The following is a 21230-nucleotide window of genomic DNA, read 5'->3' as shown; positions in this document are numbered from 1 at the left end:
CGCGCCGCCGACTCCGGCCACGGGAAAATCCTCGACGTCGAAACGAGAACACGTTATCGTTCGTTCGAACGAACAGTGAGGGAGAACGATGAGCGCACCTGCCCGCCCCCGGGGTCTCGCCGATACCGCGAACGACCTCGCGAACGGCACCGTCACCTCGCACGACCTGGTGCGCACCGCGCTGGACCGGATAGACGCGTCGCAGGCAGAGTTGAACGCCTTCCGGGTCGTCCGGCGCGACAGTGCGCTGTCCGAGGCCGCAGACGCGGACCGCCGCCTCGCGGCGGGCGAACGTCGCGCGCTGCTCGGAGTGCCCGTCGCAATCAAGGACGACACCGACATCGCGGGTGAGACGACGATGTTCGGATGCGCGGGCACGTTCGCCGTCAAGGAACACGACGCGGAGGTGGTGCGCCGTCTGCGCGACGCCGGAGCGGTCATCGTCGGCAAGACGCACTCCCCCGAACTCGGTCAGTGGCCGCTCACCGGCGGCGACGCGTTCGGTCACACCCGCAGCCCGTGGTCGCGTGACCACACCCCCGGTGGTTCGTCGGGTGGCAGCGCCGCTGCCGTCGCCGCAGGGCTCGTTCCCGCAGCACTGGGCTCCGACGGCGCCGGATCGGTCCGTATCCCCGCGTCGTGGTCGAATCTGGTGGGCATCAAACCGCAGCGCGGCCGGATCTCCATGTGGCCCGACGCGGAGGCCTTCCAGGGCCTGACCACCCACGGCCCGCTGGCCCGGACGGTCGCCGACGCGGCGCTGTTGCTGGACGTCGTCTCGGGAAACCACCCCGGCGACCGGCACACTCGGGAGAAGATCACCGTGTCCGATGCGGTGGGGCGCGACCCCGGCAGACTGAAGATCGCTCTGTCGCTGAAGCTTCCGTTCACGGCGACACCGACCCGCCTCGATCCGCGGGTGCGTATCCGGCTCGCCGCGTTCGCCGCCACCCTGCGCGACCTCGGTCACGACGTCACTCTCGCCGATCCCGACTACGGGATCCTGTTCGGCCTCAGCTTCCTGCCCCGCTCGATGGCCGGGATCGAGGACTGGCTCCACCGCCTGCCGGACCCGGCCCTGGCCGATGTGCGGACCCGCGCCAACGCACGTACCGGGCGGATGCTCCACGGTGCGCCCCTGCGCGCGGCACGGGGCGCGGAGCCCCGCCTCCGCCGCCGAGTCGGCCGGATCTTCGACCGGTTCGACGTCGTCGTCACGCCCACGACGGCGACACCTCCGCTGCCGGTGAACGCGATCGACGACATCGGCGGGTGGGCCACCGACAAGGTCATCACGGCCGCGTGCCCGTGCGCGTGGCCGTGGAACGTACTGGGCTGGCCGGGGATCAGTGTCCCGGCCGGATTCACCGACGAGGGTCTTCCCGTGGGCGCTCAGCTCCTCGGTTCCGAGGACTCCGAGCCGCTGCTGGTTTCCCTTGCGTCGCAACTCGAGTCGGTTCTGCGCTGGCACGAACACACCCCGGAGCCGTGGTGGTGACCGAGCCCGCCTCCGTTCGGTCACGCATCATCGATGCGACCCTCCACCTCGTGGGCACCGACGGGATCGCCGGAGTCACGAACCGCCGCATCGCGTCTCGTGCCCAGGTGTCGCTGGGCTCGATCACGTACCACTTTCCCACCCAGGAAGACCTGCTGCGCGCCGCACTGACTCACTTCGCCCGCGAAGAGACCACGAGGTTGCGGGAGATCGCGGATTCGTATCGCGGCAAGGAGATTTCGGTGCAGGATGCGGCGACCCTGACCGAGCAGGTGGCCGAGAGTCTGGCCTTCTCCGCAGAACGGATCGCACCGTTCGAGTTGTACGTCCAGGCCGGCCGCGACCCGAATCTGCGCGCCGCCGCCGACGAGTGCTGGCGCGCCTACGACGCGCTGACCTTCACCATCTTGACCGAACTGGGCATACCCCGCGCCGAGACCCTCACCCCCACGCTCGTCGCGACGATTGCGGGGCTGCAACTCCGGCGCTTGTCGACGGGTGGGGGTTCCGATCTGGCCGGCGCGGTGCTGCTCCTTCTCCGGCAGTCCGGTACGCCAGGGCACCGGGATCCGGACCCCGGTACGGGCTAGAAACCGAGGCGGCCCAGCTGTTTCGGGTCTCGCTGCCAGTCCTTGGCGACTTTGACGTGGAGGTCGAGGTAGACCTTCACACCGAGCAGTTTCTCGATCTGTGTGCGGGCTGCGGTCCCCACCTCACGGAGGCGCGCACCGCCCTTACCGATCACGATGCCCTTCTGGCTGGGACGTTCGACGTAGAGCACAGCGTGCACGTCGAGCATCGGGCCCTGCTTCTCGGTGCGACCCTCGCGTTCGACGACCTCGTCGATCACCACGGCGAGCGAGTGCGGCAGTTCGTCGCCGAGACCCTCGAGGGCAGCTTCGCGAATGAGCTCGGCCATGAGGGTTTCTTCGGGTTCGTCGGTGAGTTCGCCGTCCGGGTAGAAGGCGGGACCCTTCTCCATGTTCGACGCGATCACGTCGACGAGCACCTCCACCTGCTCACCGGAGGTCGCCGACACCGGCACCACGTCGGCGTTGTCGCCGAGCAGTTTCGACACGGCCAGGAGCTGTGCGGCGACCTGCTGCTTACCGACCTTGTCGATCTTGGTGACGATCCCGATCAGCGGGGTCTTCGGCGCGACGTGCCGCACCTGCTCGAGGATCCACCGGTCGCCGGGGCCGATCTTCTCGTCCGCCGGGAAGCACATGCCGATGGCGTCGACTTCGGAATACGTATCGCGCACAAGGTCGTTGAGCCGCTGGCCGAGCAGGGTCCGCGGACGGTGCAGGCCCGGAGTGTCCACGAGGATCAACTGCGCGTGGTCGCGGTGCACGATCCCGCGAATCGTGTGCCGCGTGGTCTGCGGCCGCGACGACGTGATGGCGATCTTGCTGCCGACGAGCGCATTGGTCAGCGTCGACTTTCCGGTGTTCGGCCGGCCGACGAAACAGATGAAGCCGGAACGGAAGTCGGGGTCGGTCATGCGTGCTCCTCGGTGGTGTCCGTGCTGGTGTCGTTGCTCTCGGGTTCGGGCGCCCGCTGTACGAAGACGGTGCTCACCCGCACCCGCCCGCGCACGTCCGGGCCGCCCTCACCGCGCAGGATGAGCCCGTGCGTGGTGACCTCGGACCCGGGCAGCGGGACGCGGCCCAGTTCGTAGCCGAGCAACCCGCCGACGGTGTCGACCTCGTCGTCGTCGATCTCGGTGTCGAACAGTTCCCCGAGATCTTCGACGGGTAGCCGCGGGGACACGCGGAAGGTCCCGTCGCCGAGATCCTCCACGTCGGGAATCTCCGCGGTGTCGTACTCGTCGGCGATCTCACCGACGATCTCCTCGATGACGTCTTCGATCGTGACGAGACCGGCGATGCCGCCGTATTCGTCCACGAGCACCGCCATGTGGTTGCGGTCGCGCTGCATGTCCGACAGCAGGTCGTCGAGGCGCTTGGAGTCCGGAACGAACACGGCCGGACGCATGACGTCGGCGACCGAGACGCTGTGGCCGCCGTCGTTGGAGTAGTACGTCCGCTTGACCAGGTCCTTGAGGTACACGACGCCGCGGATGTCGTCGACGTTCTCACCGATCACCGGGATGCGGGAGTGTCCGCTGCGGACGGCGAGGGACGTGGCTTGACCGGCCGACTTGGTCTCCTCGATCCACACCATCTCGGGCCGGGGCACCATGATTTCGCGGGCCGTGGTGTCGCCGAAATCGAAGACCGACTGGATCATCCGGCGCTCTTCGTCGGCGACCACACCGCGCGCCTGCGCGAGATCGACGAGTTCGCGCAGTTCGATCTCGTTCGCGAACGGGCCGTTGCGGAATCCCCGGCCCGGGGTGACCGCGTTACCCACGAGAATGAGGATGCGGCTGACGGGTCCGAGCAGGACACCGAGCATCCGCAACGGGACGGTGGCGGCCAGAGCGAGTGGGTACGCGTGCTGTCGCCCGAGCGTGCGGGGGCCGACGCCGATCACGACGTAGTCCACGATCACCATGACGGCAGCGGCAACGACCAACGCCCACGTCCTGTCGAAGACGTCGAGCAGCGCGCCCGCGAGGACGACGGTCGCGGCGATCTCGCACAGGATGCGGAGCAGCACCGAAAGATTCACATAGCGGGGCCGGTCGTCGAGGATTCCGAGCAGGCGCTGCGCGCCGCCTCGGCCGTCCTTGGCGAGTTCTTCGACGCGCGCGTGCGAGACGGTGTTGAGGGCGGAGTCGAGTCCGGCGAACAACCCGCCGAGGATCACGAGTACGACGGCGAGAACGACGAGTGTCAGTGTGCTCACGCGGTCCGACCTCCCCGAACGGACTCGATCCCTACACGTCGATGACGCCGGCTGCCGCCGGGTCTATCGTCCCCCGTCATGATTCGGGAGTGTCGACGAAGCCGGCCTTGCCCAGCAGGCTCCGGTCCCGTTCCGCGAGGCGCGCCTGCTCCTCTGCTCGGCGCAGTTCCTCGTACCACTCGGTGAGGAGCTGGTTCTGCAGTGCGAACATCTCCTTCTCCTCGTCCGGTTCGGCGTGGTCGTATCCGAGGAGATGGAGCATTCCGTGCACGGTGAGCAGCGCGAGTTCGTGCGCGACCGGGTGGCCCGCCTTCTCGGCCTGCTCGGCCGCGAACGGCGGGCACAGCACGATATCGCCGAGCATCGCCGGCCCGGGCTCGGGCGCGTCGGGCCGACCGCCGGGCTCGAGTTCGTCCATGGGGAACGACATCACGTCGGTCGGGCCGGGCAGATCCATCCAGCGCATGTGGAGGTCGGCCATCGTGTCGGAATCGACGAGGACCATCGACAGTTCCGCCGCGGGATGGACATCCATCCGGGCGATCACGAAACGGGCTACGTCGAGGAGGTCTTCCTCGGAGACCTCCATCCCTGATTCGTTCGAGATCTCGATGCTCATCGGTGTCGATCCTTCTTCACTACGGCCTTCTGCACGACGGCCTTCTGCACTGCGGACTGGACGGGGGGTGGGGCGGCCGTCACCGGCGCGGCACCCGCTGCTGCGATGCGGCGCGGCGCTGGGCGCGGTTGCCCTGGCCGGAGCCGTCCTCTCGGGCCGCCTCGAAACGCCCGTAGGCGTCGACGATGTCGGAGACGAGACGGTGGCGCACCACGTCGCTGCTGTCGAGTCGCGCGAAGTGGATGTCGTCGATGCCCTCGAGGATCTCGGTCGCGGCCGCGAGACCGGACCGGGCACCGCCCGGCAGATCGATCTGGGTGACGTCGCCGGTCACGACGATCTTGGCCCCGAATCCGAGCCGGGTGAGGAACATCTTCATCTGCTCGGCGGTGGTGTTCTGCGCCTCGTCGAGAATGATGAACGCGTCGTTGAGCGTGCGTCCTCGCATGTAGGCGAGCGGCGCGACCTCGATCACTCCGGCTTGCATGAGCTTCGGGATGGCCTCGGGGTCCATCATGTCGTGCAGCGCGTCGTGCAGGGGCCGCAGATACGGGTCGATCTTTTCGTGCAGGGTGCCCGGCAGGAATCCGAGGCGCTCGCCGGCTTCCACCGCAGGCCGGGTGAGGATGATGCGGTTGACCTGCTTGGTCTGCAGCGCCTGCACGGCTTTGGCCATGGCCAGGTACGTCTTGCCGGTGCCGGCGGGACCGATCCCGAACACGATGGTGTGCGCGTCGATGGCGTCGACGTAGCGCTTCTGGTTGAGCGTCTTGGGCCTGATCGTCTTGCCCCGCCGGGACAGGATGTCGAGGCTCAGGACGTCGGCCGGTGACTCCGACAGCCCCTGGGTGAGCATGCCGACGGTGCGGCGGACGGCATCGGGGCCGAGGGTCTGGCCGCGGCGCACGATCGTCACGAGTTCGCCGAATACGCGTTCGGCGAGGGCGACGTCGGCGGGGCTGCCGCTCAGGGTGACAGTGTTGCCGCGCACATGGATATCCGCGGCCAGGGCACTTTCGAGGGCGATGAGGTTCTCGTCCGTCGCGCCGAGAAGAGGCGCAGCTACGTCCGGCGGAAGGTCCAGGCTGGACCGAACCGGAGTGGGTTCGATGTTCTCAGGGTCGCGGGTGCGGTCTGGTTGACTCACGTGGACGGTACGGCCTGCTTTCCGTTCAGCTCCGGCACGACGGTCGTCGTGTCCGCACCAGTCTAGCGCTGTGCGTTGGCACCCTTCACGGCATTGATTTCCGTGCCGCGCGGGTCACCGCGCCGATCGTCTCTCCCGTGAGCGCTCACCACCCACCGGCGCGCGTCGTCGAGCACGTCCGGCGACCGGTCGACGGGCACTCCTGCCAGCACGAGAACGCCGAGAGCCATGCTCTCGCCGTCGTCGCGGACCAACCCGAAGTTGGCTTGCTCCAGCACGGACATGGTCAGCCCCTCCATCATCCCGACGAGTACCGCCGTGGGCAGGTAGGCGGGAAAGAGGCCGGAGTCACGTCCGCGTTCGACGACGTCGACCGTCCGGGTTCGCACCGGAGCGATGAGTTCGGCGATCCGGTGGTCGCCGACTTCTTTGCGGGCGAACGACAGCAGCATCCGGAAGCGGTCGCCGACCGGCCACGTGCGCAGGGCCCCGACCGCGAGGGCGACCGCGGGATCGTCGGGTTCGGGGTGGTCGAGAGCGTCCGCGAGCGCGGCCGACGCTTCGTCGGAGAGACCGTCGACGAGCGCTTCGCGGTTGGGAAAGTGGGCGTACACCGTCCGGCGCACCACGCCGGCGGCACGCGCGACGTCGTCCATGCTGGCGTCGGGGTCCGCGGCGAAGCACGTCATCGCGGCGTCGAGGATGCGGCCCCGGTTGGCATTCGCTCGCGTCCGCGGCCGTCCGGCCGAATCCTCCACGCTGTTCATCCTCTTTCCCCGGCTCCCACTCGAGCTTCCAGTCTACTTGCACAGCCGTGTACAAATAACTAAGTTGCACACGGCTGTGCAAATAGAGCGTCCCGCGACGCCGACGCAGGAGGAACCATGTCCGCACCCGTTGCCGGGACCGGCCGCACTCTCGGAGCCGAGGCTCCCTATCGCCTGCGGTGGGCGGGTCTCGGAGTGCTGTGCCTGAGCCTGCTCATCGTGGTCATGGCCAACACGGCCCTGATCGTCGCAGCACCGAGCATGCTGCGAGATCTGCACCTCACCAGCGCCGACATGCAGTGGATCATCGACGGGTACACCGTCCCGTACGCCGCGCTCATGCTGCTGTGCGGCGTGCTCGGCGACCGGTTCGGCCGGCGACGCGCCCTGCTCGCCGGCTTGGCGGTCTTCGCCGCAGGTGCCGTGTACGGCAGTCTCGCCGGCTCGGCCTTCGACGTGATCGCCGCGCGGATCGTGATGGGCGTCGGCGCGGCGGTGATCATGCCCGCAACGCTGTCTCTCCTGGTCGCCATGTTCCCCGGCCACGAACGCGCCCGCGCGATCGCCGTGTGGGCCGCGACGTCCGGGCTCGCCATCGCCCTCGGCCCCCTGCTGGCGGGCTGGCTGCTCGAATCGCACGGATGGGGCTCGACGTTCCTCATCAACGTCCCGATCGCCGCCGCCGCAGCGATTGCCGCGGTTGCGCTCGTCCCGGCGTCCAGAGCGGCGGATCTCGAGCGCACCGACTGGGTCGGTGGCGCCCTGTCCATCGTCACGGTGGGCGGTCTCGTCTACGCCATCATCGAGGGCGCCCACGCCGGTCTGCACCCCACGGTGCTGGTCGCGTTCTTCGCTGCATCCATCGCCGCCGCGGTGTTCGTCGCCTGGGAACTCCGGCACCCCCAGCCGCTGCTCGACCTGCGACGGGTCGCCGACCGCGCAGTCGGAGGCGCGAGTATCTCCGTGCTGCTGCTCTTCTTCGCCACGTTCGGTGCGATCTACTTCGTGGCGCAGCAATTCCAGTTCGTCTTCGGATACGGACCACTCGAGACGGGGCTTCGGCTGCTTCCCCTCGCCGTGGCGGTATCGCTGGGCGCCGCGCTGAGCAGCCGGGTGGCTCCCCGCTGCGGAGAACGTGTCGCCGTGGGCGGCGGCCTGCTCCTGGCCGCGGCAGGTGTTCTCGTCCTGGCCGTCTTCGACCCGGCGTCCGGATACGGCCCGTTCCTTGCCTCGCTGCTGTTGCTCGGCGTGGGCATCGGAGTTGCCACACCGCCGGCCACCGACCTCATCATGGGCGGCTTCCCGGAGTCGGAACTCGGTGCGGCGGGAGGCCTGAACGACACGGCCGTCGAGTTCGGCGGCTCGCTGGGTATCGCGCTGCTCGGATCCGTGCTCGCCGCCTCGTACCACCGCGGCATCTCCGAGTTCCTCGACGGTCTGCCGCTGAGCGAGGTCACGGGCCCGATGGCCGCGCGCGCCGCCGAGGCCGTCGAGGCCGCGGGCGATTCCGTCGGTGGCGCTGCGATTGTCGCGGAGGAACTGGCGAAGAACCCGTTCACGTCGTCGTACACCGAGCCGCTGCTCGAGGCGTCGGGAGCGGCGTTCTCCCATGCGGTCGGGGTGGGCAGCCTGGTCAGCGGTGTCGTCCTCGCGATCGGGGCGGCTCTGGTGATCGCGCTTCTCCCCGCCGAGCAGAACCGGCCGGACCGGATCAGGCCGTGAGCAGTTCCCGCGACAACGCCCAGGATCGCGAGGTCTTGTCCAGAAACGCGTAATGATCCTCGCCGTCGACGACGTGCAAGGTCACGTCGTCTCCGGCGGCACGGGCAGCCTTCTCGTAGCGAGTCGCAACGGAAACGGGAACCTGGGCGTCCTCGCTTCCGTGCACGACGGCGACCGGCACACCGATCGGAACGCAGTGCATCGGCGACGCCGACCGGTACAGCGCGGGATCCTCGTCGTACTGCATCCCGAAGAGGTCCTCGATGTAGTCGATCCTGCGCCCGCGTTCCCCCGCCGACGCCAGGTCGAGCGCACCTGCCTGCGCGACCACCAGTTGCGGTCGCGGGGTGACGGGCTGGGCCGCGAGCCAGACGGCGAGTTGACCGCCGGCCGAGTGTCCGACGATACGCACGCGGTCCAAGTCGACTGCGACACCCGACTTTTCGGCACACTCCGCGACCAGGGTGGGTATGGCGTGGTACGCGGCAAGGATGTCGGCGGACATCTCCGGCCAGCGGCCGCCCGCCCCGATCCTGCGGTACTCCACGTTCCACGCGACCACCCCGTGGCGGGACAGATCCAGTGCGATCGGGGTACCGAGATTGAGCCCGTACCGACCGCTCCAGTACCCGCCGTGCACGACCATCACCACGGGCACGGGGCCGTTCGCGGCCTCGGGGAGATAGAGATGACCGAACTGTTCGGGGCCGGGACCGTAAGGGATTCGCGTGCGGGACATGGCGAAAACGCTAGTGCAGCGGTTGATCGTGCCAGCGGCCGGTGAGGACCCCGATGGCGCCGAGCGCGACCGCCGCGGCCGTCGAGGTGCGCAGCACAGTCGGGCCGAGCGACACCGCGACCGCACCTGCCTCGACCAGTGCCCGCACTTCGGTGTCGTCGAGTCCGCCTTCCGGACCGACCACCAGGATCACATCGCCGGCATCGCGCAGGGGCAGGTCCGCGAACGGGGTGGTCGCCGACTCGTGGAGAACGGCCACCACACCCCCGCTCGCGACGGTCTCCCGCACCCGCTCGAGCACGTCCGCGGTCCGGTGCAGAGCCGCCACCTGCGGCACGTAAGCACGACGGGACTGTTTCGCAGCCGCCACCGCGACAGCCTGCCACCGGGCAACACCCTTGTCCGCCTTGGCATCCCACCGAGCGACACAGCGCGCCGATTGCCACGGCACGATCGCGTCGACACCGGCTTCCGTCGCGAGTTCGACAGCAAGTTCGGAACGGTCCGATTTCGGCAGCGCCTGGACGACGGTCACAGCGGGCCGCGACGCGGGAACCGTGCGCCGTGCGCGCACAACCGCTTCGAGCCTGTCCTTCGCCGCGGCGGTGACTTCTACCTCGGCGACGCCGCCCCGCCCGTCGGAGAACACGAGTGGCTCCCCGACGGAGATGCGGCGAACCGTCGCGGCATGCCGACCCTCCTTGCCGTCGAGCACGGCGATCTCACCGGGCTCGGGCAACGGATCGAGATAGAACAGGGTGGCGGCCACGGCGGCTAGCGGGCGCTGAACGCGTCGCGCAGGCGGGAGAACAACCCACCGGAGTGCTGCGAACCGTTGGTCACCACTTCGGCGTGGTCACGCTCGTTGTTCCGGCGCAGTTCTTCGAGCAGCTTGGTCTGCTTGCTGTCGAGCCGCGACGGTACGACCACCTCGAGGTGAGCGTGCAGGTCACCGCGTGTGCCGGACCGGAGTTTCGGCATGCCGTGCCCGCGCAGCACCGTGACGGAGCCGGGCTGGGTTCCCGGGGCGACCGCGATCTCGGTGGGCCCGTCGAGAATGGTCTCGAGAGTCACCGACGTGCCGAGTGCCGCGTCGACCATCGGCACACGAACGGTGCAGTGCAGATCGTCGCCGTCGCGCACGAACACCTCGTGCTGCTGCTCGATGACCTCGACGTACAGGTCACCCGCGGGGCCGCCGCCCGGGCCGACCTCGCCCTGCGCCGCGAGGCGGATGCGCATTCCGTTGCCGACGCCCGCCGGCACCTTGACCGTGATCTCGCGACGAGCCCGGACCCGGCCGTCGCCACCGCACTTGCGGCACGGATCCGGGATGGTCTCACCCGCTCCGCGGCAGGTCGGGCACGGGCGCGAGGTCATGACCTGCCCGAGGAAGGACCGTTGCACCGACTGGACCTCGCCGGCGCCACCACACGTCTCGCATCGCACGGGCTTCGAATCGCCGTGGGTGCCGGAACCGGTGCACTCGTCACACAGGATGGCCGTGTCGACCGTGACGCTCTTGGTGACACCGCGCGCGCATTCCTCGAGGGTCAGACGCGTACGCAGCAGGGAGTCGGCGCCGGGCTGCACGCGGCCGCGGGGTCCACGGCTGCCGCCGGCCCCGCCACCGAAGAACGCCTCGAACACGTCGCCCAGGCCACCACCGAAGCCGGCGCCTCCGAAGCCGCCGCCACCGCCGCCACTCGTCTCGAGGGGGTCGCCGCCGAGATCCACGATCCGGCGTTTGTCGGGGTCGGACAGCACCTCGTACGCCGCTGAGATCTCCTGGAACCGCACCTGGGCGGATTCGTCGGGGTTCACGTCGGGGTGATGTTCCCGCGCCAACTTGCGGTACGCCCGTTTGATCTCCTGGTCGGTCGCGCCTTTGGACACGCCGAGCGTCCCGTAGTAATCCCGTGCCACGTTGAGTTCTCGTCCTTACTTCTCTACACAGATGAACAATGTCCGGCGTCGAACCGTGCTCAGCGCTCGCCGAGTACTTCGCCGATATATCTCGCGACGGTCGCGACCGACGCGATGGTTCCCGGATAGTCCATCCGGGTGGGGCCGAGCACCCCGAGCCCGCCGAAGACCGTGCCTGCCGCACCGTATCCGGTGGAGACGACCGAGGCGGTGCGCATCTCCTCGACCTGCGTTTCTTCCCCGATGCGGACGGTCACCCGGCCCGCGTCCTGGCTGGCGGCGAGCAACTTGAGCACCACCACCTGCTCCTCGAGGGCTTCGAGGACCGCGCGCAGCGATCCCGGCACCCCGTGACCGTGACCCTCGAAGTCTGCGGCGTTGCGGGTGAGGTTGACGGTGCCGCCCAGCACGAGGCGTTCCTCGGGATGTTCGACCAGGGTCTCCACGAGAATCGTGGCGCACCGGATGACGGCGTCGCGCAGGTCCTCGGGCGCATCGTCGGCCAGTTCGGTGACGGCGATCGACGCCGCCGCGAGGCGCTTGCCCGCGAGTGCGGCACCGAGCAGATCGCGCAGTCGCGCGAGATCCTCGTCGCCGATGACATCCCCGAGTTCCACGATGCGCTGATCGACCCGGCCGGAGTCGGTGATGAGCACGAGCAGCAACCGCGCCGGCGTGAGTGCGACCACCTCGAGGTGACGCACCGACGACGCCGACAGCGTCGGGTACTGCACGATCGCGACCTGCCGGGTCAGCTGTGCCAGCAGCCGTACGCCGCGTCGCAGCACGTCGTCGAGGTCGACTCCGGATTCGAGGAATTGCAGGATCGCCCGTCGTTCGGCCGCCGACAGCGGTTTGACCTCCGCGATGCGGTCGACGAACTGGCGGTATCCCTTGTCCGTGGGAACCCGGCCCGAACTCGTGTGCGTCTGGGTGATGTACCCCTCCGCCTCCAACGCCGCCATGTCGTTGCGCACCGTCGCGCTGGACACACCGAGATTGTGGCGATCGACAAGCGTCTTCGAGCCGATGGGCTCCTTGGTGGACACGTAATCCGCCACGATCGCGCGCAAGACCTGAAATCGTCGTTCCTCGGTGCTCGACAACCCGCCCACCTCCGTTTCCACATGTGCGTGCTACATGTCCCGTACCGGACCAGTCTAATCGTGTCCGAAATGTGCAGGCACGTGCCACACCGGGCCGGCCGTTCGCCCGGAGCACAGCGCCTACCGCCGTGAGGGCCGGGCGGGGGTCACCCGTACTGTGTGCGCATGATTTTCAAGGGCGTCCGGGACGGGAAGCCGTACCCCGATCACGGGTTGTCGCTGCGTGACTGGTCGCGAATCCCACCGCGGCAGGTGCGTCTCGACGAAATCGTCACCACAACCAAGGTTCTCGAACTCGACCGGTTGCTGTCCGAGGACTCGACCTTCTACGGCGACCTGTTCCCGCACGCGGTGCAGTGGCAGGGCGTGCTGTATCTCGAGGACGGGTTGCACCGCGCGGTGCGGTCGGCGCTGCGCAACCGCCCGGTGCTGCACGCCCGCGTCTTCGACTACGACGCGCTCGCACCCGCGCCGGACGCGCCGGCCGAACTCCCGCCGTCGGAGCCGTTCCCCGCGCCGGGTGAGGCGTTGGGCGGCGAGCCGGACTCGCCGCCGAATCCGCCCGGGGTCGGGCGCCACCGGAGCGACGACGCCGGCGACGAATAGCGCCGCGCTCGGCGCCGGGCGGGATCAGCCCTCGGCGCCGAGCAGGATCGTCCGGACCACCGCGTCGGCGAGGAGCCGCCCGCGGTCGGTGAGGACGAGATGTTCGTCGGAGATCTCCGCGAGACCGTCGGCGACCACCGAGTCGGCGGCGACGCGCTCCCCGGCGTCGAGGACGCCGAGGGGCAACCCGGTCCTCAACCGGACCGCGAGCATCACGACTTCGGTGTGCACGTCCTCGGCGCTCAGGCGCTCGCTTCCGCCGACCGGCAGACGTCCGTCCGCGAGGATGCCTGCGTACCGCGCGGGATGCTTGACGTTCCACCACCGGGTTCCGCCGACGTGACTGTGCGCGCCGGGACCCGCTCCCCACCAGTCGCCGCCGTCCCAGTAGCCGAGGTTGTGGGCACAGCGCGCCGAAGGGTCTTGCGCGGCAGCCCAGTTCGATACCTCGTACCAGGTCATGCCTGCATCCCGGAGACGTGCGTCGATCCGCTCGTACCGTGTGGCGAGCACGTCGTCGTCGGGGGCGGGAAGCTCTCCCCGGCGCACCCGCCGGGCGAGCGCGGTGCCGTCCTCGACGATGAGCGCGTACGCGGACACATGATCGACGCCGGCGTCGAGCACCGCGTCGAGAGATGCCTCGAGGTCCGAGTCACGCTCCCCCGGTGTGCCGTAGATGATGTCGAGATTCACGTGGTCGAAGCCCGCTGCGCGGGCCTCCCGCGCCGCCGCGACCGGGCGTCCCGGAGTGTGGGTGCGGTCGAGTACGGCCAGCACGTGCGGCGCGGCGGACTGCATGCCCAGCGAGACCCGGGTGTATCCCGCGGCGCGGATGCGGTCGAAGAATTCGGGCGAGGTCGACTCCGGATTCGATTCGGTGGTCACTTCCGCACCGGGAGCGAGACCGAACGACTCCCGGACGGCGCCGAGGACATCTGCCAGCCCGTCCGCAGCGAGGAGCGACGGTGTGCCACCCCCGACGAACACCGTCTGCGCGGCCGGCGCGCCCCGGCCGGTGCCGCCGAGCATCTCCGCGCCGGCGGCGAGTTCCCTGCGCAGGCCCTCGAGCCACGATGCCGGCGAGGCAGCGCTGCCGAGTTCACCCGCCGTGTAAGTGTTGAAGTCGCAGTAGCCGCAGCGCGTCGCGCAGAAGGGGACGTGGACGTACACCCCGAACGGCCGGGTGCCCACTCCCTCGAGGGCGTGCTCGGACAGCGCGAAGCCGTCCTCGGCATCGGCGACACCTGATTTTCCCGCGGTGCGTTCACCGATTTCCGTCGTACTCACACCCCCAGTGTCCCAGACACGCGCGGGCCCGCGACCACGGCCGGGGCGCCTACCTCGACATTTCCCCCGAATTCGGTGGAAATAGCCGCCGAGTTTCGGAATCGCGCCGATGACATGGCACAATTGGCGACATGACCGGACCCGGAGTGCGACTCGTGGCTCGCCGCCACGTCGACCTCAAGCGCGTCTGTGCGTCATGCTGTCTGCCTTGCGCCGCCTGTTTCTGCGCCGACTGTCTGTAGTCGGCACCACCCGGCAATCCCCAGATCCCGCCGGGTCGAGGCGTGCTCGCAACGAGGTACAGCTCCCTCCTGCGCACTCGGCCCGTCAACGCACACTCCAGGAGACCCCGCATGACGTCGTCCACCGACGCCACTCCCACCGACGGTTCGGCAGCCCCAACCCGGCGTGCGGGGCGGCCCACCAAGACTCGCGCCGAAGGCCAGTGGGCTCTCGGCTACCGCGAGCCGCTCAACGCCAACGAGCAGACGAAGAAGGACGACAACCCTCTCAACGTCCGCCGGCGGATCGAAGAGATCTACGCGCACCAGGGCTTCGACAGCATCGACAAGTCCGACCTGCGCGGCCGCTTCCGCTGGTGGGGCCTCTACACGCAGCGCGAACAGGGCTACGACGGTACGTACACCGGTGACGAGAACCTCGACCTGCTCGAGGCCAAGTACTTCATGATGCGGGTGCGATGCGACGGAGGCGCGCTCAGCGCCGCGCAACTGCGCACCGTCGGCGAACTCTCCACCGAGTTCGCCCGCGACACCGCCGACCTGTCCGACCGCGAGAACGTGCAGTACCACTGGATCGAGGTCGAGAACGTTCCCGAGATCTGGCGCCGTCTCGAAGCGGTCGGATTGCAGACCACCGAGGCGTGCGGCGACTGCCCCCGCGTCGTGCTCGGGTCGCCGCTCGCCGGAGAGTCCCTCGACGAGGTCATCGACGGCACCCCGGCCATCGACGAGATCGTCCGCCGCTACATCGGCGACCCGAAATACTCCAACCTGCCGCGCAAGTTCAAGACCGCGATCTCCGGTCAGCAGGACGTCGTGCACGAGATCAACGATGTCGCGTTCGTCGGCGTCGAACATCCCGAGCACGGGCCCGGGTTCGATCTGTGGGTGGGCGGTGGCCTGTCCACCAACCCGATGCTCGCCCAGCGCGTCGGCGCCTGGATCCCGCGCGACGAGGTTCCGGACGTGTGGGAAGCGGTCGTCTCCGTCTTCCGCGACTACGGCTACCGCCGCCTGCGGGCGAAGGCGCGCCTGAAGTTCCTCATCAAGGACTGGGGCATCGAGAAGTTCCGCGAGGTGCTCGAACAGGAGTACCTGAAGCGTCCGCTGATCGACGGTCCCGCGCCCGAGAAACCGGCCCGGCCGATCGACCACATCGGCGTGCAGAAGATTCGCAACGGCCTCAACGCCGTCGGCTTCTCCCCGATCGCGGGACGGGTGTCGGGCACGGTCCTGACGAAGGTCGCGGACGCCGCCGAACGAATCGGTTCCGACCGTATCCGGTTCACCCCGTACCAGAAGCTGGTGATCCTCGACGTCGCCGACGACAAGGTCGAGGAGCTGATCGCCGAACTCGAGCCGCTCGGGCTGCGTGCCCGGCCGTCGCACTGGCGGCGCAACCTGCTGGCGTGCAGCGGAATCGAATTCTGCAAGTTGTCGTTCGTCGAGACCCGCAAGCGCTCGCAGGCACTCGCGCCGGAGCTCGAGCAGCGACTCGCCGACATCAACGCCGACCTCGACGTGCCGATCACGATCAACATCAACGGTTGCCCGAACTCCTGTGGCCGGTCGCAGATCGCGGACATCGGATTCAAAGGCCAGCTCGTCGACGACGGCGACGGGAAACAGGTCGAAGGCTTCCAGGTCCATCTCGGCGGCAGCCTCGGCCTGGACTCCGCATTCGGCCGGAAGCTGCGGCAGCACAAGGTGACCAGCGACGAGCTCGGTGACTACATCGAGCGCGTCGTGCGCAATTTCATGAAGCACCGCACCGAGGGCGAACGTTTCGCGCAGTGGGCCGTACGCGCGGAAGAAGCCGACCTGCGATGACCGAGACAACCGACGAGCGGACGGGGCAGATGACGATCGACGCCGCGACAGCCGACGAGCTGCGAGCGATAGCCGCGCGAGGTGCGGAAGAACTGGAAGGCGCGTCCACTCAGGAACTTCTGCGGTGGACCGACGAGACATTCGGGGCGCCCGTCGAAGGCGCACGCAGCGGATACATCGTCGCCTCCAACATGCAGGACGGCGTCCTGGTCCATCTCGCGGCGCAGCAGCGCCCCGGCGTGGACGTGCTGTTCCTCGACACCGGCTACCACTTCGCCGAGACCCTCGGGACCCGCGACGCCGTGGAACAGGTGTACGGCGTCAATGTCGTGAACGCCCGCGCCGCGGCCACCGTCGCCGAGCAGGACGCACTGCTCGGCAAGGATCTGTTCGCCCGCGATCCCAACGAGTGCTGCCGCCTGCGCAAAGTGGTGCCGCTGACCGAGTCCCTCCGGGGCTATCGCGCATGGGTCACCGGTATCCGCCGGGTGGAGGCACCCACTCGCGCGAATGCGCCGCTGATCTCCTTCGACGATGCGTTCGGCCTCGTGAAGATCAACCCGATCGCCGCGTGGTCCGACGAGGACATGCAGAACTACATCGACGAGCACGGAATTCTGGTCAACCCGCTCGTCGACGAGGGTTACCCGTCCATCGGGTGTGCCCCGTGCACTTCCAAACCACTTCCCGGGGCCGATCCGCGCAGCGGACGCTGGGCCGGCCGAGCCAAGACCGAATGCGGGTTGCACGCCTCATGACACTCACCGATCCGACTCCCACCACTGCCCGCGCCACGCTGGACGGCACCAAGTTCGACACTCTCGACGCGCTCGAGTCCGAAGCGATCCACGTCTTCCGTGAGGTCGCCGGGGAGTTCGAGCGGCCGGTGATCCTGTTCTCCGGCGGCAAGGACTCCACCGTCCTGCTGCACCTGGCGATCAAGGCGTTCTGGCCCGCACCGCTGCCGTTCGCACTGCTGCACGTCGACACCGGGCACAACCTGCCCGAGGTTCTCGACTTCCGCGACCACATCGTCGAGAAGTACAACTTGCGTCTGCACGTCGCGAGCGTCGAGGACTACATCGCCGACGGGCGGCTCACCGAGCGGCCCGACGGTATCCGCAACCCGCTGCAGACCGTCCCGCTGCTCGACGCGATCACCGAGAACCGTTTCGACGCGGTCTTCGGCGGTGGCCGGCGCGACGAGGAACGCTCGCGCGCCAAGGAGCGGATCTTCTCGCTGCGCAACGCATTCGGCCAGTGGGATCCGAAGCGGCAGCGCCCCGAGTTGTGGAACCTCTACAACGGCCGCCACTCCCCCGGAGAGCACGTCCGGGTGTTCCCGCTGAGCAACTTCACCGAACTCGACATCTGGCGCTACATCGCCCGCGAGGACGTCGAACTCGCGAGCATCTACTACGCGCACCAGCGCCCGGTCTACCGGCGCGACGGCATGTGGATGACGCCCGGCGTGTGGGGCGGCCCAGCCGACGGGGAGACCCTCGAAACCCGCTCGGTGCGCTACCGCACCGTCGGCGACGGCTCGACGACCGGCGCGATCCTGTCCGAGGCGGTCACCAACGAAGACATCCTCGACGAGGTCGCCGCGTCGCGGCTGACCGAACGGGGCGCCACCCGGGGCGACGACCGTGTTTCCGAAGCGGCCATGGAAGACCGCAAGCGAGAGGGCTACTTCTGATCATGAGCGACCTCCACGAGCCCGGCCTGCAGAGCGAGACGCAACTGCTGCGCCTCGCCACCGCGGGCAGCGTCGACGACGGTAAGTCCACCCTCGTCGGCCGGCTCCTGTACGACACCAAGTCGGTGCTCGCCGATCAGATCGACGCTGTGACACGAGCTTCGGTCGACAAAGGCCTCGACACCCCGGACCTCTCGCTGCTCGTCGACGGTCTGCGTGCCGAACGCGAACAGGGCATCACCATCGACGTCGCCTACCGGTACTTCGCGACCCCGAAGCGCAGCTTCGTGCTCGCCGACACCCCGGGGCACGTCCAGTACACCCGCAACACCGTCTCCGGCGCCTCGACCGCCCAGCTCGTGGTGTTGCTCGTCGATGCGCGCAAGGGGGTCATCTCTCAGACCCGTAAGCACGCCGCGGTGCTCGCGCTGCTCGGTGTGCCGAAGCTGGTACTCGCGGTCAACAAGATCGACCTCGTCGACGACCCCGCCGAGGTCTTCGGCCGGATCAGTGCGGAGTTCAACGAACTGACGGGTTCGCTGGGCTGGTCTCCCGACGACGTGCAGGAGATTCCGGTCTCGGCGCTGCACGGCGACAACATCGCGATCCGGAGCGAGAACACGCCCTACTACGACGGCCCGACGCTGATCGAGCACCTCGAGTCGGTGCCCGTCGACGCCGACGTGCACGGACGGCACGAGGTGGGTCTGCGCTTCGCGGTCCAGTACGTGATCCGGCCCCGTACCGCGGAGTTCCCGGACTACCGCGGGTACGCCGGTCAGATCGCCGCCGGATCGGTCCGGCCCGGCGACGAGATCGTCGTCCTGCCTTCGGGGGTCCGGTCCACGGTGCAGCGCATCGACACCGCCGACGGTGAACTCGACGTCGCACACGCCGGTCGCTCGGTCACTCTCGTTCTCACCGACGACGTCGATATCTCCCGCGGCGACCTGCTCGCCTCGCCCGGGGATGCACCCGAACCGCTCTCGGAGTTCGAGGCCACCGTGTGCTGGCTCGCCGAGAAGCCTCTGCGGCCCGGCGCGCGTCTGCTCCTCAAGCACGGCACTCGCACCACCCAGGCGATCGTCGGCACGCTCGAGGAACGATTCGACGAGCAGACCCTCACCTCGGAAGATCACCCGGAGTCCTTGGAGCTCAACGAGATCGCGCGTATCACGGTGCGTGTCGCGGAGCCGATCGCGGCGGACGACTACAAGGTCAACCGGCGTACCGGCAGTTTCCTGCTGATCGACCCGGCCGGCGGCAACACGCTCGCCGCCGGACTGGTGGGCAACGGCCTCGCGGACATCGAACTCGGAGATCGCGTCCCCGCATGATCCCGCTGATCGCCGTCGCGCACGGCAGCCGCGACCCCCGCTCTGCGCGGGCCGTGGCTGCCGCGCTCGCGGTGCTGCGGACAGAGCACCCCGAATGGGATGTGCGCCTCGCATTCCTCGATCTGAACACGCCGTCGGTACCGCAGGTTCTCGACGCCGTCGCCGCCGACGGGTACCGCCGCGCGGTCGTCGTACCGTTGCTGCTCGGCAGCGCGTTCCACGCCCGCGTCGACCTGCCCGCGATCCTCGCCGACGCACGCACCCGCACCCCCCCGCTCGAGGTGATGCGCGCCGACATTCTCGGCGACGACGCGCTCCTCGTCGCCGCCGCCCGCGACAGCATCGCGTCGACGGGTGTCGCGCTGGACGACCCGTCCGTCGGGGTTGCGTTCTGTGCCGTCGGCTCGCGCCGAGACGAGGCGAATACCGCCACGGCGCGCGTCGTTCCGCGGGTCACCGACGGCACCACATGGGCGGCCGTCCCGTGCTACGCCACGGCTGCCGAGCCGACTGCCGCCTCGGCGCTGGGACTGCTGGCCCGGTCCGGGTGCCGCACCCTCGTGGTCGCACCCTGGATGCTCGCTCCGGGGCTTTTGTGGGACCGGGCGTGTGCCGCTGCCGTCGAGGCGCATCCCGGCGTACGTATCGCCCCGACCCTCACCACGCATGCCGCCGTCGGGCACGTCGTCGCGGAGCGTTATCTCGCGGCGGTTCGGCGCGCCACCGTTCGCGCCGCCGCCTGACACGGCCGCCCGCTGCCGGGGATCCGGCTACCGAGAGCCCTGCTGCCCAGAACACGGCTGCCCTGAACACGGCTGCCCGACCTCGTTCGATGTCCTCGCGTTCACTTTTGTCCTATACAAGTAGGTGTTCCATCGAACACGAACGACCTCGGGCTCGGATCACTTCAGGGAGCGCACGTGCAGAACGAGTTACGCCGCTACATCGACCGTCTCCGCACCGAGGGATTCTCCGTGCGCGACGATCACGGCGAAGACCCCGACCTGATCGACATCGAGGGCAAAGCCGTCAACACGTGGCGCAAGAACTACCCGTACGACGAGCGTATGGATCGGGCGACCTACGAAGTCGAGAAATACCTGCTGCAGATCGAACTGCTCAAGTTCCAGGCATGGTCGAAGGAGAACGGCTCGAAGCACGTCATCGTCTTCGAGGGCCGTGACGCCGCCGGCAAGGGCGGCACGATCAAACGTTTCCAGGAATACATCAATGTCCGGCACGCCCGGGTGGTCGCGCTGAACAAGCCGTCCGACCGCGAGCAAGGGCAGTGGTACTTCCAGCGCTACGTCAGGCACTTCCCCACCGCGGGAGAACTCGTGATGTTCGACCGCTCCTGGTACAACCGCGCCGGTGTCGAACGGGTCATGGGATTCTGCACCGACGAGGAGTACGAACAGTTCGTCACGCAGGTCCCGATGTTCGAACAATTGGTCGTCGACTCCGGGATCTCGCTGACGAAGTTCTGGTTCTCCGTCACGCGGGACGAGCAGCGCACGCGGTTCGCGATTCGTCAGCTCGACCCGGTGCGGCGCTGGAAGCTCTCCGAAATGGACCTCGAGTCGCTCGAACGCTGGGAGGAGTACACCGCGGCGAAGGAAGAGATGTTCCTGCGTACCGACACCGACCTCACCCCGTGGACCACGATCAAGTCCAACGACAAGAAGCGCGCGCGGATCAACGCGATGCGCTTTTTCCTGAACCAGTTCGATTACGACGACAAGGACACCCAGGTGGTCTTTCCGGCCGATCCGAACATCGTGCAGCGAGGCAAGGACGCCGTCGGCGACTGAGTATCCGTTCCGACGCGATACGGCAGATTCGTTGCTCGACCGTGCGGCCTACCCCAGACTGAAGAAGACAGGGAGCGAGG

At 68.5% G+C, this 21230-nt stretch carries 20 protein-coding genes; 10 read left to right on the top strand and 10 right to left on the bottom strand.

Going from position 1 to position 21230, the window contains the following annotated elements:
* The first annotated feature begins 88 nt into the window (after window positions 1-88).
* Both ACLQ3J_RS19615 and ACLQ3J_RS19610 read left to right on the top strand, forming a co-directional pair.
* Window positions 89-1498, top strand: a complete 1410-nt coding sequence (locus ACLQ3J_RS19615) for an amidase (protein WP_425904193.1) — start codon at window positions 89-91, stop codon at window positions 1496-1498.
* Window positions 1489-2088, top strand: coding sequence for a TetR/AcrR family transcriptional regulator (locus ACLQ3J_RS19610; RefSeq protein ID WP_425904192.1), 600 nt, complete (start codon window positions 1489-1491; stop codon window positions 2086-2088). Before ACLQ3J_RS19615 ends, ACLQ3J_RS19610 begins: the two co-directional genes overlap by 10 nt.
* Here the strand turns inward: ACLQ3J_RS19610 and era are convergent.
* The 5 genes from era to ACLQ3J_RS19585 form a co-directional block, all read right to left on the bottom strand.
* Window positions 2085-3002, bottom strand: a complete 918-nt coding sequence (gene era, locus ACLQ3J_RS19605) for a GTPase Era (RefSeq protein ID WP_169620313.1) — start codon at window positions 3000-3002, stop codon at window positions 2085-2087. The genes ACLQ3J_RS19610 and era overlap by 4 nt on opposite strands.
* Complete coding sequence (locus ACLQ3J_RS19600) at window positions 2999-4312, bottom strand: CNNM domain-containing protein (protein WP_169620314.1); 1314 nt, start codon at window positions 4310-4312, stop codon at window positions 2999-3001. Before ACLQ3J_RS19600 ends, era begins: the two co-directional genes overlap by 4 nt.
* Window positions 4313-4388: 76 nt before the next feature.
* On the bottom strand, window positions 4389-4931 hold the full coding sequence (ybeY, locus tag ACLQ3J_RS19595) for an rRNA maturation RNase YbeY (protein ID WP_169620315.1): 543 nt from the start codon (window positions 4929-4931) through the stop codon (window positions 4389-4391).
* 79 nt (window positions 4932-5010) lie between these two features.
* The gene (locus ACLQ3J_RS19590; protein WP_296549223.1) at window positions 5011-6078 is read right to left on the bottom strand and encodes a PhoH family protein; all 1068 of its coding nucleotides are present in this window, start codon (window positions 6076-6078) and stop codon (window positions 5011-5013) included.
* 62 nt (window positions 6079-6140) lie between these two features.
* Window positions 6141-6845 (bottom strand): TetR/AcrR family transcriptional regulator, encoded by a 705-nt coding sequence (locus ACLQ3J_RS19585; RefSeq protein ID WP_378529061.1) that lies wholly within the window; start codon window positions 6843-6845, stop codon window positions 6141-6143.
* A gap of 117 nt (window positions 6846-6962) precedes the next feature.
* On the opposite strand from ACLQ3J_RS19585, the gene ACLQ3J_RS19580 reads away from it, so the two are divergent.
* Entirely contained in the window at window positions 6963-8567 is a 1605-nt protein-coding gene (locus tag ACLQ3J_RS19580; RefSeq protein ID WP_425904191.1) for an MFS transporter, read from the top strand.
* On the opposite strand, the gene ACLQ3J_RS19575 is transcribed toward ACLQ3J_RS19580, so the two are convergent.
* From ACLQ3J_RS19575 to hrcA, 4 genes are read right to left on the bottom strand one after another with little or no spacing between them, the layout of a single operon-like run.
* Window positions 8557-9306, bottom strand: a complete 750-nt coding sequence (locus tag ACLQ3J_RS19575; protein WP_169620319.1) for an alpha/beta hydrolase family protein — start codon at window positions 9304-9306, stop codon at window positions 8557-8559. The two genes, ACLQ3J_RS19580 and ACLQ3J_RS19575, sit on opposite strands and share 11 nt — an antisense overlap.
* Window positions 9307-9316: 10 nt before the next feature.
* Window positions 9317-10075 (bottom strand): 16S rRNA (uracil(1498)-N(3))-methyltransferase, encoded by a 759-nt coding sequence (locus ACLQ3J_RS19570; RefSeq protein WP_169620320.1) that lies wholly within the window; start codon window positions 10073-10075, stop codon window positions 9317-9319.
* A gap of 5 nt (window positions 10076-10080) precedes the next feature.
* Complete coding sequence (gene dnaJ, locus ACLQ3J_RS19565; protein ID WP_169620321.1) at window positions 10081-11232, bottom strand: molecular chaperone DnaJ; 1152 nt, start codon at window positions 11230-11232, stop codon at window positions 10081-10083.
* Window positions 11233-11291: 59 nt separating this feature from the next.
* The gene (hrcA, locus tag ACLQ3J_RS19560; protein ID WP_169651835.1) at window positions 11292-12338 is read right to left on the bottom strand and encodes a heat-inducible transcriptional repressor HrcA; all 1047 of its coding nucleotides are present in this window, start codon (window positions 12336-12338) and stop codon (window positions 11292-11294) included.
* Between the two features lie 165 nt (window positions 12339-12503).
* Here hrcA and ACLQ3J_RS19555 point away from each other — a divergent pair, with 165 nt between their 5' ends.
* Entirely contained in the window at window positions 12504-12944 is a 441-nt protein-coding gene (locus ACLQ3J_RS19555) for a type II toxin-antitoxin system VapB family antitoxin (protein ID WP_169620322.1), read from the top strand.
* A gap of 24 nt (window positions 12945-12968) precedes the next feature.
* On the opposite strand, the gene hemW is transcribed toward ACLQ3J_RS19555, so the two are convergent.
* Entirely contained in the window at window positions 12969-14231 is a 1263-nt protein-coding gene (gene hemW, locus ACLQ3J_RS19550; RefSeq protein WP_425904190.1) for a radical SAM family heme chaperone HemW, read from the bottom strand.
* Between the two features lie 353 nt (window positions 14232-14584).
* On the opposite strand from hemW, the gene ACLQ3J_RS19545 reads away from it, so the two are divergent.
* The 6 genes from ACLQ3J_RS19545 (at window position 14585) to ppk2 (ending at window position 21150) form a co-directional block, all read left to right on the top strand.
* A complete protein-coding gene (locus ACLQ3J_RS19545; protein ID WP_169620324.1) occupies window positions 14585-16303 on the top strand; it encodes a nitrite/sulfite reductase in 1719 nt (572 codons plus the stop codon).
* Window positions 16304-16332: 29 nt separating this feature from the next.
* A complete protein-coding gene (locus ACLQ3J_RS19540; RefSeq protein ID WP_425904239.1) occupies window positions 16333-17061 on the top strand; it encodes a phosphoadenylyl-sulfate reductase in 729 nt (242 codons plus the stop codon).
* Entirely contained in the window at window positions 17058-18002 is a 945-nt protein-coding gene (gene cysD / locus ACLQ3J_RS19535) for a sulfate adenylyltransferase subunit CysD (RefSeq protein ID WP_169620325.1), read from the top strand. The genes ACLQ3J_RS19540 and cysD overlap by 4 nt, the downstream gene beginning before the upstream one ends.
* A gap of 2 nt (window positions 18003-18004) precedes the next feature.
* Window positions 18005-19339 carry a sulfate adenylyltransferase subunit 1 gene (locus ACLQ3J_RS19530; protein WP_296549234.1) on the top strand — a complete coding sequence of 445 codons (1335 nt, stop codon included), beginning with the start codon at window positions 18005-18007 and terminating at the stop codon, window positions 19337-19339.
* Window positions 19336-20082 (top strand): sirohydrochlorin chelatase, encoded by a 747-nt coding sequence (locus ACLQ3J_RS19525; RefSeq protein WP_169651763.1) that lies wholly within the window; start codon window positions 19336-19338, stop codon window positions 20080-20082. The genes ACLQ3J_RS19530 and ACLQ3J_RS19525 overlap by 4 nt, the downstream gene beginning before the upstream one ends.
* A gap of 177 nt (window positions 20083-20259) precedes the next feature.
* Entirely contained in the window at window positions 20260-21150 is an 891-nt protein-coding gene (ppk2, locus tag ACLQ3J_RS19520) for a polyphosphate kinase 2 (protein WP_169620328.1), read from the top strand.
* The last annotated feature ends 80 nt before the right edge of the window (window positions 21151-21230 follow it).

The sequence above is a fragment of the Rhodococcus sp. DT1 genome (assembly GCF_049844875.1).
Taxonomy (GTDB): Bacteria; Actinomycetota; Actinomycetes; order Mycobacteriales; family Mycobacteriaceae; genus Rhodococcus.
Note: the sequence above shows the minus strand (reverse complement) of the source record. Positions and strands in the feature narration are given on the sequence as shown.